Genomic DNA, 12906 nt, shown 5'->3' with positions numbered 1-12906 from the left:
ATTTCATCCATCAAAGGAGTCGTTGACATGACGTCAAGTGAACCACTTTCGTGGAGACGGTTATTTGCATTTTTTGTGCCGCTTGGCATATCCGCCTCTCTCGTTACCATTTCGCACGTAATCATTAACAGTACACTCGCACGTTCCGCTCATCCCGAGACAGTCATTGCCAGCTACGCCATTGCCGGTAGCCTGCTGACCCTCACCGAGCGCCCTTCAACCCTGCTGCGTCAAACCTGTTCGGCGCTGGTTCGGGATCGCCTTTCCTTTCAGGCCCTCACGTTTGTGACCAAAATATTTCTCGCTTGTGTACTTCTGATCGGATTTCTCATCGTATATTCTCCCATTGGTACAGGTGTATTCAAATATCTGTTCGGCGTAAGCCCGGATCTGTTATCCAAAGTGATCGACGTCTACGAGATTCTCATGTATGTCAGCATCTTTTCGGTCATCCGCAATATCTATCAGGGCATCATTATTACGAATAACCGTACAAAATGGCTGACGATCGGCATGTTATTCCGTCTTGCCGGCATGTATGGCCTGTCCTTGTATTTCATATATACAGACAGCATTGACAGTGGACGTGTAGGCGCTATCATTTTCGCCGCGGGTATGATGATTGAGGCTTTGGTCAGTTTTCTTGAAGGTAACAGCATCAAACGCAAGATGCCAGCCAAGTTGGAGGATCATCCTGTTGAAAACAAGGCAGACGTCTTTCGCTTTTACAAGCCGCTGTTATTATCCAGTTTCGTGGCCCTGTTTATCGGACCCGTTATTAATATCGTACTTGGCAAAACGACCGGGATTGCCCTGGCCATCTCTTCCTTTGCCGTTGCGAGTAGCCTAATGCAGCTGATGCTAAGCTTTTTTACATACATTCACCAAATCGTGCTGAATTTCTATCTTGTTGATGCCAAACTGGTGAAGAAGTTCGCTCTGGTCACCGGATTTGTTCCTTTTGCCATGACCGTATCGATTGCTTACACCCCGATTGGACCGTGGGTATTGGAAAATGTAATGAGCGTTCAGGGCAATCTGCTACAGCAAAGTTTGTGGACGCTGCGTGCGTTTGTACTGTTTCCGCTGATTTCACCTTTTCTCGACTTCAGCAATGGTTTGATTCTGCTGCGCGGACAGACCAAAACGATGTTCCGCTCCCAGACGGCCAATGCCATATGTACGGTGATCGTCCTGCTCATTCTGGTCAGTATATTCCCTGCGTGGAACGGCATGATCGGTGCAGTGGCTCAATCCCTCGGACTGCTTGCCGAGCTTGTCATTGTCTGGCTTGTCATCCGGCGTACACAGAAGGAACCTACCATGTCTGTACCCTCATCCGGGAAATCATCTTCCCTCAAGGGATAATAAATTTGAACTGTAATCAAGAATGGAGCTTTCATCATGAAATCAAGTCATACCGCCCGGCCAGATCAAAACTGGCTGCGGGCACTTATGTTCACCATCTTCGGTTCCACTGTACTGGTGGTATCGTATTTCCAGCTTTACTTCAGTCATCTGGGATTCAGTCGGGCCGAAATCGGTTACCTCTACGGAATCGGTCCTCTCGTCTCCGTATTCTCCAACATGTTCTGGAGTATGGCCAGTGACCGCTACAAAACTGTACGCAAAGTGATGATCATCTTGCTTGCCGGGCAACTGATCACAGGTGTCATGCTTGCCAATGCCACAACCTTTGGTCAGGTGTTTGTACTGGTGGCCCTGTTTTACTTTTTCTACTACCCGGTTTATCCACTTTCCGATACGATGGCGATTACAACCGCGAGCAAGTATGGACGTAATTTCACTTCCATTCGTGTATTTGGCTCGATCGGATATGCGTTCTTTGCGTTAAGCATTGGATATTTTCTCGGATCTTTCGGACCGGGTTGGACGATGTGGGTATGTATCGCCCTGGCCGCGACTACTCTTCTGATCGGTTTTCGATTAAAAGAGCAGCCTTCGGGCAGCAGCACTAAAATGGATCTTTCGGGTCTGTGGTCCATCTTGAAACGAAGGGATGTCCTCACCTTTTTCGGTTGCGTTTTCCTGCTCGCTCTGGGTCACCGGATGAATGAAGCCTTTCTTACCATTACGCTGAAAGATCTAGGTGCCAGTGAAGGGCTGATCGGCTGGTCCCTGTTGATCTCTTCGGTCAGTGAGATTCCAGTGTTTTTGCTGCTAAGCAGATACGGCAATCGCTACAAAGAACTTCCTTTGCTCACGTTCGCTGCACTGATGTATACGATTCGCTTATTTCTGATGTCCATCTCAGATACACCTGCGGCAGTCGTTGCTATTCAGACGATGCATAGCGTGACCTTTGGCATCTTCTACGTGACTGCAGTCCGTTATATTACCCGCCTTGTTCCGGATGGCTATCGCGCCACTGGTATGGCCCTGTTCACCATTGTGTGGTCCAGCGCTTCCGGTCTGCTCAGCGGAACACTGGGAGGATTGCTGCTGGAGCATACCAACAGAAACACCTTCTATCTCACTGCGATGGCGTTTTCCCTGGCCGCACTTGTTGGATTTTCCATGAAGCTTTGGTCAAGCATGACTAGAAGCACATAAGCATCCAACAAGGATTTCCCTTATGGATCTCAACATATCAAAACATATCAAAAAAAGCACAGCCTCCCATGGGGGGGGACTGCGCTTGGGTTCATATATTCAGCTAGAAGCCAATCATTTATAAGAAATCCGTTTAACCGGAAATATTCTTACAATTTGTTTACGTTAGCTGCTTGAGGACCACGGTTTCCATCAGTAATTTCGAATTCTACCGCTTGACCTTCTTCCAATGTTTTAAAGCCGTCGCCTTGGATTGCGGAGAAATGTACGAATACGTCCTCGCCGCCTTCAACTGAAATAAAGCCATAGCCTTTTTCTGCGTTAAACCATTTAACTGTACCTTTCAAATGAACAACCTCCTAAAAATATCGCCATCTATGGCGAATACCCTTATTATACTGTATGACCTCCTACATTGCAATTTATCTTTTCCATAAAAGTCGAAAAAATTTGCTTTGAATCCAAGGGTACGGTATCATTTTACCAAAACCGTTAGTTTGGAGACTACCTATGATAAAAAAACATGAAATATACAAAACAGACAAGTGGAATATGATGACCGTAGAAGTTCAAGGCAAATATCTGGTGCTTCGTGAAATCTCGGAAGAATGGGGAGAAGAATGCCATACATTCCTCAGCCGTCCTGCGTTGATGCACTGGGCTGAACGTCGCTTCCCGAAAGAAGATTTTGAGAACCGCGAGGACGAATGGCGTCAACTGATGGCTGCCTTCAAAGGGGTCTAGCCCATGCAGCTTGACTCAAGCAATGTTGTCATCTTTATTATTCTTGCTTTTTCCCTAGGAATCGTGCTGATTCTGGGACGCAACTCCATCCCGGATCGTTTAAGACGGGGCATGGCTCTGATTGCCACCCTGCTGATTTGTTTCGCATTTTTCCTGATCGTTTACTTTTTGGTCAATATGGGAGCCTAGCTTCTTCAAATATTTCAATGCCCCTCAGGTCATACTATACGGGATTATTCGTATAGTGAGGAGGAAGGCCGTTGAAATACCGCAAATCGCTGTTCATTCTGCTGGTACTTAGTCTGATTCCTTCGTCTCTCTCCGCACAAGCGAGTGGGACGAAGGCAGCTTCGTCTATATATTCTTCACTTCATCAAAGGAGGATTCCCATGAGTCAACTATTGAAACGTTCCGAGGTACCTACTGAACAAACATGGAAACTGGAAGATCTATTTGCCGATCAGAAAGCTTGGGATCAGGAATATGAAGAAGTATCGTCTTTGACCAAGAAAGCCTCCGAATTCAAGGGCAAACTGAACAAACCTGAGACACTCAAAAGCTGTTTTGAACTCGAAGATGAGATCAGTCTCAAAACCGAACGCCTCTTTGTGTATGCACGGATGCATCAAGATGAAGACACAGCTAACCCTACATATCAAAACCTGTCCCAAAAAGCACAAAAGTTAAGCGTGCAGGTTGGTGAAGCACTATCTTATGTTACACCCGAAATCTTGTCCCTTCCGGATGATCAGTTGGATGCCCTCATCTCCAACGAGAAACTCTCTGCCTATAAGTTCACATTGGAAGAGATGAAACGTGAAAAGGCTCATGTACTGAGCCAAGCCGAGGAAGCATTGCTCGCACAGGTGGGCAACCTATCCCAGGCACCACAGACCATCTTTAGCATGTTGAACAACGCAGATCTCAAGTTCCCGAAAATCAAGGATGAGCATGGAAACGAAGTGGAACTGACTCATGGCAGCTATATTCAGTTCTTGGAAAATCCGAATCGGGAAGTTCGCGAACGTGCCTTCAAAGCGGTGTATGAAACCTATGCTAAGCAAAAGAACACCATTGCTGCAGCTCTGAACGCTAACGTAACTAAAAACATGTTTTATGCCGATGTTCGGAAATACCCTTCCGTCATGGAAATGTCCCTTTACGGCGACAACATTCCGAAGGATGTCTATACCAATCTTGTGGATACGATTCATGAGAGCCTTCCGCTGTTACACCGTTATATGGACCTTCGCAAAAAATTGCTCGGCGTAGATAAGTTGCATATGTATGACCTTTTCGCCCCATTGGTGGATGAATACAAAATGGACATTACCTACGAGGAAGCAAAACAAACGGTTAAAGATGGCTTGAAGCCGCTTGGCAAGGATTATGCAGACGCATTACAGGCCGGCTATGATGATCGCTGGATTGATGTATACGAAAATGAGAATAAACGTTCAGGCGCATACAGTTGGGGAGCCTACGGCACCCACCCTTACGTCTTGTTGAATCACAAAGATAACCTGAATAGCATGTTTACATTGGCACATGAAATGGGCCACGCACTACATTCCCACTATTCAGACACTACACTTACGTATCGTGATGCACAGTACACCATTTTCCTGGCTGAGGTTGCATCCACAACGAATGAAGCCTTGTTGATGGATTATCTGCTCAATAAATCGACGGATCCGAAGGAAAAGCTGTACTTGCTGACGTATTATGCAGATCAGTTCCGTACCACCGTATTCCGTCAAACCATGTTTGCAGAATTCGAAAAAATTATTCACGAGCGTGCTGAACAGGGTGAAGCTCTTACACCTCAGTTGCTTTCGGAAATTTATTATGACCTTAACGTCAAATACCATGGAAACAGCATGGTTGTGGACAAAGATATTGAGATGGAATGGGCTCGAATTCCCCACTTCTATAACAGCTTCTACGTGTACAAATATGCGACCGGCTTCTCAGCAGCGACCAGTTTCTCCAAGCAAATTCTGGAAGAAGGCCAACCTGCCGTGGACCGTTATCTTGGATTCCTCAAGAGCGGTGGCAGTAACTATTCCATCAACATCCTGAAAAAAGCAGGAGTGGATATGTCTACGCCAGAGCCGATTCGCGAAGCTATGAGTGTGTTCAAGGAACTGATTGAGCAAATGGAACAACTAACGAAATAAGGTTGCTTTCTCGTCCATGTGACCTGATCCCTTGCCCAAATGGGCAAGGGATTTTATAATCAAGCAAGATGCAAGCTCCATGAATTAGGGTAATTGCTTACATAGTTCTGAATTGTTCAACAAGGAGGCACCACCATGAAAATGCAATGGGCACTCATCGCAGGTCTCGTTTTTGCATTACTTACCGGAATTTTTGCGGTCATTAATGTGGATTCCATTCAAGTCAACCTGCTATTTAACACGGTTCAAATCCCGCTGATTCTGCTCATTCTTGGCTGCACCCTAATCGGTGGAATCATTGTAGGGTCTTATGGCATCTTCCGCCAATATCGACTGCAACGCGAGAACAAGCAATTGAAGCTGCGTGTATCCGAATTGGAAAGCTCCGCAGCAAGCAGCTCTTCCTCCTCTCTGGATTCGTTTAAATCGATGGATACATTCGGAACGACCGATTCGGACAACGCTTCTGTGGAGTCCGATTCCATTCAGAGTCAACGAAAAGGAAATCCTTCGGGTACGCTGTAACACATCAGAGGCAGCCTGCTGGCTATCGAGAATGGAATTGTACATTCTGCCAGACAGGCTGTATTCTCTTTTTAGAACAACTTTCTGCATATTTATTAACGAGGAGGAAATTTCTATATGAGTTTTACCATTGACGAATCCTATGTCCTATCTTTTCTGAAAAAGTTACTCGATACTCCCAGCCCTAGTGGCTATACCCACGATATTATTGAGATGATCCGCAAGGAAGCTGAATCACTTAATATCGCTTTTGAATTGAACAACAAAGGCGGAGCTGTGCTCACATTGCCTGGGCAGGATTCTTCCAGAACGATCGGACTGAGCGCACATGTGGATACATTGGGAGCCATGGTGCGTTCCATCACTTCCTACGGCACACTGAAGCTCACTTCTGTCGGTGGGTTTACCATGAACAGTATCGAGAATGAGTATTGCAACATCCACACACGTGATGGAAAGACCTATACAGGCACCATCCTCTCCCTGCACCCATCTGTACACGTCTATCCAGATGCACGCACGTTTGAGCGAAGCGAGAGCCATATGGAAGTGCGTATTGATGAAGTGGTCTCTTCCAAGGAAGATGTTCTAGCATTGGGTATCTCTGTAGGGGACTTTATTTCCTTCGATGCCCGTGCGGTCATTACCCCCAGCGGATATATCAAATCGCGTCACCTTGATGATAAAGCCAGCGTAGCTGCCTTGTTCGGTATACTGGAATCTGCACATCGAGAAAACTGGAAACCAATACATAACGTTTCGCTACTTATCTCGAACTACGAAGAAGTTGGACACGGAGCTTCTTATATTCCTGCCGAAATCAGCGAATTGATTGCTGTAGACATGGGCGCAATGGGTGACGACCTTAGCTGCAAAGAGACGGATGTATCCATCTGTGCCAAGGATTCGTCCGGACCATATGACTACGATATGACCACTCGACTGATCGAACTTGCCAAACAAGCAAACCTTGATTATGTGGTTGATATTTATCCACAATACGGCTCCGATGGCAGCGCAGCATTACGTGGAGGAAATAACATTCGCGCTGCGTTGATTGGTCCGGGCGTTCATGCTTCTCACTCCATGGAACGTACGCATAAAGACGCTGTCCTGAATACAGCGAGACTGCTCGCTGCATATATTACAACCAAGTAAATTGTGAACACACACATGGACAAGTAGAATGGCAATACAGCATTTGAATAAATGATCAGAGTTGTGATCTCGATCTTATTGGGCATGCCGACATGGATCATCTATAATTCACCTATATCATATAAAAAAGGACACTTCAGCTTCTCCGTTTAGAGGCAAGCTGGAAGTGTCCTTCTTCTTTGAGATGGCTTAATTCGCTCGTTCAATATGTTCGCAATACCTACGTTCCAGAAGTTCCAACATCACCTTGTGCTCCCGAATCTGATTCTTCAGTACACGCATCGTGCTTCGCACTGCACTCAGTCCATCCTTCACCTGTGTTTCTGCTTTGCGAATTTTGTCTTGAACCATCCAGTCTACAAAGAGATTATCGAAGAAATAGTCTGCGAATGAAAGCAGGCCTCCAAGGTGTAATTCCGTGTTTACAGCCATCTTCACATCCTCTAGCTCCTTCTGAAATCGGCGAAGACGTCTTCCGGCATCCATAATGGCAACCTGAGCATCATCCATTCTGCTGCGCTTAATATGAGTCGAGATCATACCCCCACCCATCATGTCGTATACTCCCCAATTTCCCGCAGAGGACAAAGCCTTTTCAGCGCGTTCAAGTGCATCGAGCAGATACTGCCCCTCTCGATCCGCCTCATTCAGCTCCTGAAGCTCTCCTGAGAGATGTTCCCGATCCTCAGCCATTTGCTGCAATTCTGCATCTTTCTCCAGCAGATCGTTTTCCTTTTTGCCCCATAACACCTTGTAATCACTTTGCCAGAATTGATATTGCCGCTGTCCGTCCAGCTCCTGTTGCACACGCGAACGCTGCTCCTGGATATCCGTTAACATCTGGCTTGCTGTATCGTACTCTGCCTTACTTTCCATCAACTCCAGTTCTTCTTTCTCCAGTCGATCCTCTTTTTTGCCGATTAAATGATAAAAGAATGCTGATAAAGTCATGCTGTTGAGTCGATCAACATCGTTTTGTTCCTTCTGTAGGTGCTCCAGACGCTGCTGTACTTTCGTTTTCCATTCCGCTTCCTCCTGATTCAGCTTCTCCAGCCGATCATTCCATTTCTCGTACATTCTTCCCTTTTCCTTGATCACTGCCAATTGTTCATTCAGTTCTCTGTACATGGATATGGAGTTCTCCCCATTCTATGGAATTCTTTATTTAATAAACGGTTTGAATATGGTTAACGTTTCATATAAATTCATTTACATCAATTCAAAAAAATCGCCCTCCCCCAAAAGACAACTGCAAGTCGCTTTTGAAGAGAGGACGATTCAATAAAATATACTTTAAGACTTGCTGTTTTCAATCTGTTCCGCAAGCTCATTCAGAACGGTCCAGCGTTCCATCAGTTCATCCAAATGACGCTCCGCCTCCGCCTGCTCTGCCATTAACTCCTGCAGACGAGCTGAATCGCTGAAAGATTCTTCCATCTCTTTATTAATTCGGGCGAGATTGGCTTCAGCCTTCTCGATATTCTCATCAATCTGGTCATATTCACGCTGTTCCTTGAAGCTGAACTTCAGCTTAGGTTTCGCCGCCGAGGCAGCAGGTTTACTTTCCACCGTAGCCGGTTTCACTTTAGCTGCTGTTCCCGTCGCACTTTCCTGAGAAGATCCAGGGGCATTTTTCAGCATCCATTCTGCATATTCACTATAGTCCCCGACATGTACACGCACAGCACCACCACCTTCAAAAGACAGTACTTTATCCACCGTCCGATCCAGGAAGTACCGGTCATGGGATACGACAAATACAACACCCGGGAAATCATCCAGGTAATCTTCGAGTACAGCGAGTGTCTGAATGTCCAGGTCGTTCGTCGGCTCATCCAGTAGCAGAACATTCGGTGCAGCCATCAGTACACGCAGCAGGTATAGACGGCGCTTTTCTCCGCCTGACAGACGGGAGATTGGTGTCCACTGTGACGCAGGGGTGAAGAGGAAACGTTCCAGCATCTGAGCTGCTGTAATAAGAGATCCATCGGCCGTTTTCACATTCTCGGCGACTTCCTTGATGTACTCAATAACCCGCAGAGATTCATTCATCTCCTGATGCTCCTGAGTGAAGTAGCCCAGATTAACCGTCGGGCCCACAACAACCTCCCCGGCATCAGGTTCAAGCTTGCCTGAAATCATTTGCAGCAAGGTTGACTTTCCACTTCCGTTCGGGCCGACAATGCCCACCCGGTCACCAGGTACCGCAATATAACTCAGATCGTCAATCAATTTGCGGCCATCTGCCGATTTGCACAGATGCTCGATCTCCAGTATTTTTTTACCCAAACGAGTGGAACCCACCGATACCTCCAAAGAGCCTGACCGATTTGGTCCTTGTTGATCCTTTAACTCTTCGAAACGATCAATTCTCGCTTTTTGTTTCGTGGTCCGTGCTTTTGCACCGCGACGAATCCAGGCGAGCTCCGTACGCAGCAGATTTTGCCGCTTTTGTTCAGATGCGGATTCACGCTCTTCACGCTCAGCCTTCAGTTCCAGGTAGCGAGTATAGTTGGCCTCATATCGGAATAAACGTCCATGATCCAGCTCCAGCATCACATTTGCTACACGATCCAGGAAATACCGATCATGCGTGATCATGAGCAGGGCGCCGCGTCGTTTTTGCAAATACTGTTCCAGCCAAACTACGGAATCATTATCAATATGGTTCGTAGGCTCATCCAGAATGAGCAGTTCGCAGGGATGAATCAGTGCAGAGGCAAGCGCTACCCGTTTGCGCTGTCCACCAGACAACGTACCCATCAGCGCATCGAATTGACGAATGCCCAGTTTGGACAGAATGCTCTTCGCTTCACTTTCCATCTGCCAGACCTGAAGCTGCTCCATCTCCTGGTTCAAGCGCAGCAAACGCTCTTGCAGCGCAGGATCGGAAGGATTAAGTTCCAGTAGCTCCATTGTTTCTGTATACTCACGTACCGTTTTCATCTCCGGGCTGTCGCCCTCGAATACTTGTTGCAAGACCGTATTATCCGGGTTAAACTGCGGATTCTGTGCCAGGAACTGTATACGCACGTCATTACCAATCGAGATCTGTCCCTCATCCGCTGGCTCCATACCTGCAATGACACGCAAGAATGTGGACTTCCCGGTTCCATTGACACCAACGACACCAATCTTGTCCTGATCGCCCATACCGAATGAGGCGTCTTTAAACAATATTTTCTCACCATAGCTTTTCGCAACTTGCTCTACCGTCATTATGTTCATTGGTCGTAACCTACTTCTCTGTAAAATAAATTCAATATGAAGCTGCACTTAAGATGCAATGCAACTACGCTCACTCACGCTATACTTGCAAAAAGGAACGACATCCGTCTAGAAACAGAGCTGCTGCAAAGGCAATTCGTTTGTTCAGATGTTCCTCGTTAAACTCTGGATTCAGCATAATATCCATCTTTAGCCGATCGAGAATCCCGATATAAGCTTCTGCAAGCAGCACAGGCTCAGGTACGCCAGCATTCTCTAACACCTCACGCACCATGCTCATATATTCATTCATAAATGCCTTCATGAATTTCATCAGATCCGGATCATTATTGGGTGCCATGAAAAACATCTTGGTATGATTGCGACGCTCATAATAATACGTCAGGTGAGTCTTGGCGATCGCACCGAGCTTATCCCCCGTACTCTGATGTGAGTTCAACGCATAAACCAGGCGACTGATAAAATTGTCGCAGTCACGCTTGGATACAGCAACAAATAATTGTTCCTTATTTTTAAAATATAAATAAATGGTGCCTTTCGCGATGCCCGCTTCGTCCGCAATATCGGACATTTTCGTCTCATAGAATCCTTTTGAACCGAAAATACCGTAAGCTGCATCCAGAATAGCCTCCGATTTGTCTCCTTGCACAGTGCTCAAATGCACTCCCTCCCTATGACGCCAAAATGATACCCAAACCGATCGCCAAACATCCGCCGATCAACGAACTGAGCACGTTTACCAGATCATTACTCATCCAAGACCAACCACGCGATCGAACGGTTTTGTGTCCACAATGCTCACTTACCTCGACCTCACGGCCGCACACAGTACAACGATACATATACTGAACCGTTGCGCCCAGATAAGAATCGGCAAAAGCTCCTGCCAATCCGCCTACAAGGCCGACACACGTCCAGCTGAGCAGACTCAAGCTTCCAATCCCGGCAATCCAGGAAAATAAAAACGCACCCACGCCGATTAAAGCTCCACCTATGGCAGCAGCCAGTGTCCCAAGTAATGAAACACCTCCAGAGGTACCTGGAGTCAGCACCTTCCACGTCACGACAGAGCGTGGCGGCTTACGGCTGAGACTTCCCCACTCGGTTGCCCATGTATCTGAAGTAACGGTAGCCATGACACCGATAAAAGCATACATCCAAGCTGGGTGTGGGAGGACCCAGTTCCCCAGAACAAGAAACATGCCGATTCCACCGTTAGCCATAACCTGTCCAGCATCACGATTACCCGTCTTGGCATACGATTTCTCAAGCTCCTGCTTGCGATCCTTGCGAAATTTGGAGAACAGCGTTGAGGTAATAAAAAACAACAGCAGTGTTCCAAACCAGAACAGGTTGCCCGCTCCGTAATATATCGTACCCATGATCACAGCCGCGAGGCAGCCGGACAGGGTTAGCGACTTCTTCGCGTAGGCAGCACCCACCACAATAAAAGCGCATACGGCGCCAATAATCCAGTCCATAAGTTCTCCTGCATGTGGCATCATCCATGGCCCACATGACGTTTTATATTTTTGAAATTCAATTATACCACGGTTTGATCCCAATGCCGAAACTCCCTAGCCCCGCATACAAAAAACCTGATTCAGCAGCTTTGCAAGCTACCAAATCAGGTCTATGATATTGCGATAAAACTGAGATGAGTGATCCTTCTTCCGTTTGACCAAGAATTCGAGGATTACATCACCTCAAGTTCCAGTTCAGACCCGCTTCGTCCCACCAATTACACCATAACGGTAGAGCACGCTGCGACCAAACCAATTGAACAACCGATCGGTGAGGAAGCCCATAAAGCCCAGAGAAATCAGGCCGACAAAGATCCAATCTGTGCGAAAGAATAATCGGGAATTCCAGATCAGATAACCCACGCCTTCATTTGCAGCAATCATTTCTGCGCCGATAATAGCCATATAGGAAGTGCCCATTGCCAGTCGTACCCCCGTGAAGATATACGGAGTCGTCGCCGGAACAACGACATGCAGCAAAATCTGCCATTCGTTGGCTCCCATACTGCGGGCTGACCGGACCTTGTCTTCTTCAATGGAGAGTACACCTGTCAGCGTGTTTAACACAACGATGAAGAACGTTGCATACATGATGAGTGCAATCTTCGATTGCTCCCCGATTCCGAACCAGACCAGGAATAGAGTAATGAATGCAATCGGCGGAATAAAGCGGATAAAATTAAGGAAAGGTTCGGCAAACAGCCGGATCATATGAACCTTGCCGATAATCAGCCCTACCGGGATCGCTATCACACTGCCAAGTACCCAACCCGCAAGCACACGTGTAAAGCTAATTCCGATATACTGCATCAGTGTACCGTCAGCAATCAGTTCGCGAGCACCAAGAATCGTATCCCAAGGACCGGGAATCACGTCGGGTCCATAGAGCATGGCTCCAAGCTGCCAAATCAGAATAACCGTCACCCACAATAGAGGGATAGACACCCACTTCTTCTCCAACCATCTCATCTTGC

At 46.9% G+C, this 12906-nt stretch carries 13 protein-coding genes; 7 read left to right on the top strand and 6 right to left on the bottom strand.

The window, feature by feature from the left end; translation table 11 throughout:
• Positions 1–27: 27 nt before the first annotated feature.
• Complete coding sequence (locus BLS14_RS00360; protein ID WP_063564873.1) at positions 28–1368, top strand: hypothetical protein; 1341 nt, start codon at positions 28–30, stop codon at positions 1366–1368.
• A gap of 36 nt (positions 1369–1404) precedes the next feature.
• Positions 1405–2574 (top strand): MFS transporter, encoded by a 1170-nt coding sequence (locus BLS14_RS00355; protein ID WP_090948942.1) that lies wholly within the window; start codon positions 1405–1407, stop codon positions 2572–2574.
• A gap of 149 nt (positions 2575–2723) precedes the next feature.
• Here BLS14_RS00355 and BLS14_RS00350 read toward each other — a convergent pair whose 3' ends face one another.
• Positions 2724–2921 (bottom strand): cold shock domain-containing protein, encoded by a 198-nt coding sequence (locus BLS14_RS00350; protein WP_017689394.1) that lies wholly within the window; start codon positions 2919–2921, stop codon positions 2724–2726.
• 163 nt (positions 2922–3084) lie between these two features.
• Here BLS14_RS00350 and BLS14_RS00345 point away from each other — a divergent pair, with 163 nt between their 5' ends.
• From BLS14_RS00345 to BLS14_RS00325, 5 genes are all read left to right on the top strand, one after another.
• Positions 3085–3318 carry a hypothetical protein gene (locus tag BLS14_RS00345; protein WP_024629225.1) on the top strand — a complete coding sequence of 78 codons (234 nt, stop codon included), beginning with the start codon at positions 3085–3087 and terminating at the stop codon, positions 3316–3318.
• Between the two features lie 3 nt (positions 3319–3321).
• Positions 3322–3507 carry a hypothetical protein gene (locus BLS14_RS00340; protein ID WP_024629224.1) on the top strand — a complete coding sequence of 62 codons (186 nt, stop codon included), beginning with the start codon at positions 3322–3324 and terminating at the stop codon, positions 3505–3507.
• 200 nt (positions 3508–3707) lie between these two features.
• Entirely contained in the window at positions 3708–5498 is a 1791-nt protein-coding gene (gene pepF, locus BLS14_RS00335; protein ID WP_090948941.1) for an oligoendopeptidase F, read from the top strand.
• A 135-nt stretch (positions 5499–5633) separates the two neighbouring features.
• Complete coding sequence (locus tag BLS14_RS00330) at positions 5634–6023, top strand: LapA family protein (protein WP_090948938.1); 390 nt, start codon at positions 5634–5636, stop codon at positions 6021–6023.
• Positions 6024–6140: 117 nt separating this feature from the next.
• Positions 6141–7181 (top strand): M42 family metallopeptidase, encoded by a 1041-nt coding sequence (locus BLS14_RS00325; protein WP_090948936.1) that lies wholly within the window; start codon positions 6141–6143, stop codon positions 7179–7181.
• A gap of 189 nt (positions 7182–7370) precedes the next feature.
• Here BLS14_RS00325 and BLS14_RS00320 read toward each other — a convergent pair whose 3' ends face one another.
• The 5 genes from BLS14_RS00320 to BLS14_RS00300 all read right to left on the bottom strand — a co-directional run bounded on the left by BLS14_RS00320 (position 7371) and on the right by BLS14_RS00300 (position 12901).
• A complete protein-coding gene (locus BLS14_RS00320; protein WP_072732300.1) occupies positions 7371–8309 on the bottom strand; it encodes a hypothetical protein in 939 nt (312 codons plus the stop codon).
• Positions 8310–8474: 165 nt separating this feature from the next.
• Entirely contained in the window at positions 8475–10409 is a 1935-nt protein-coding gene (locus tag BLS14_RS00315) for an ABC-F family ATP-binding cassette domain-containing protein (RefSeq protein ID WP_090948934.1), read from the bottom strand.
• Positions 10410–10488: 79 nt separating this feature from the next.
• The gene (locus BLS14_RS00310; RefSeq protein WP_063564880.1) at positions 10489–11067 is read right to left on the bottom strand and encodes a TetR/AcrR family transcriptional regulator; all 579 of its coding nucleotides are present in this window, start codon (positions 11065–11067) and stop codon (positions 10489–10491) included.
• 13 nt (positions 11068–11080) lie between these two features.
• Positions 11081–11890, bottom strand: coding sequence for a DUF92 domain-containing protein (locus BLS14_RS00305; RefSeq protein WP_090950164.1), 810 nt, complete (start codon positions 11888–11890; stop codon positions 11081–11083).
• 237 nt (positions 11891–12127) lie between these two features.
• Positions 12128–12901: an ABC transporter permease gene (locus BLS14_RS00300; RefSeq protein ID WP_063564881.1), complete on the bottom strand. Its 774-nt coding sequence runs from the start codon at positions 12899–12901 to the stop codon at positions 12128–12130.
• Between the last annotated feature and the right edge of the window lie 5 nt (positions 12902–12906).

It is taken from the genome of Paenibacillus sp. OK060 (assembly GCF_900101205.1).
Classification (GTDB): Bacteria; Bacillota; Bacilli; order Paenibacillales; family Paenibacillaceae; genus Paenibacillus; species Paenibacillus marchantiae.
This window is presented reverse-complemented; position numbering and strand designations above follow the sequence as displayed.

Excerpts from the sequence above, each read along its gene's own strand:
- BLS14_RS00360 (WP_063564873.1), top strand. The coding sequence starts at position 28 with ATGACGTCAAGTGAACCACTTTCGTGGAGACGGTTATTTGCATTTTTT.
- BLS14_RS00355 (WP_090948942.1), top strand. The coding sequence starts at position 1,405 with ATGAAATCAAGTCATACCGCCCGGCCAGATCAAAACTGGCTGCGGGCA.
- BLS14_RS00345 (WP_024629225.1), top strand. The coding sequence starts at position 3,085 with ATGATAAAAAAACATGAAATATACAAAACAGACAAGTGGAATATGATG.
- BLS14_RS00340 (WP_024629224.1), top strand. The coding sequence starts at position 3,322 with ATGCAGCTTGACTCAAGCAATGTTGTCATCTTTATTATTCTTGCTTTT.
- pepF (WP_090948941.1), top strand. The coding sequence starts at position 3,708 with ATGAGTCAACTATTGAAACGTTCCGAGGTACCTACTGAACAAACATGG.
- BLS14_RS00330 (WP_090948938.1), top strand. The coding sequence starts at position 5,634 with ATGAAAATGCAATGGGCACTCATCGCAGGTCTCGTTTTTGCATTACTT.
- BLS14_RS00325 (WP_090948936.1), top strand. The coding sequence starts at position 6,141 with ATGAGTTTTACCATTGACGAATCCTATGTCCTATCTTTTCTGAAAAAG.
- BLS14_RS00320 (WP_072732300.1), bottom strand. The coding sequence starts at position 8,309 with ATGTACAGAGAACTGAATGAACAATTGGCAGTGATCAAGGAAAAGGGA.
- BLS14_RS00315 (WP_090948934.1), bottom strand. The coding sequence starts at position 10,409 with ATGAACATAATGACGGTAGAGCAAGTTGCGAAAAGCTATGGTGAGAAA.
- BLS14_RS00305 (WP_090950164.1), bottom strand. The coding sequence starts at position 11,890 with ATGGACTGGATTATTGGCGCCGTATGCGCTTTTATTGTGGTGGGTGCT.
- BLS14_RS00300 (WP_063564881.1), bottom strand. The coding sequence starts at position 12,901 with ATGAGATGGTTGGAGAAGAAGTGGGTGTCTATCCCTCTATTGTGGGTG.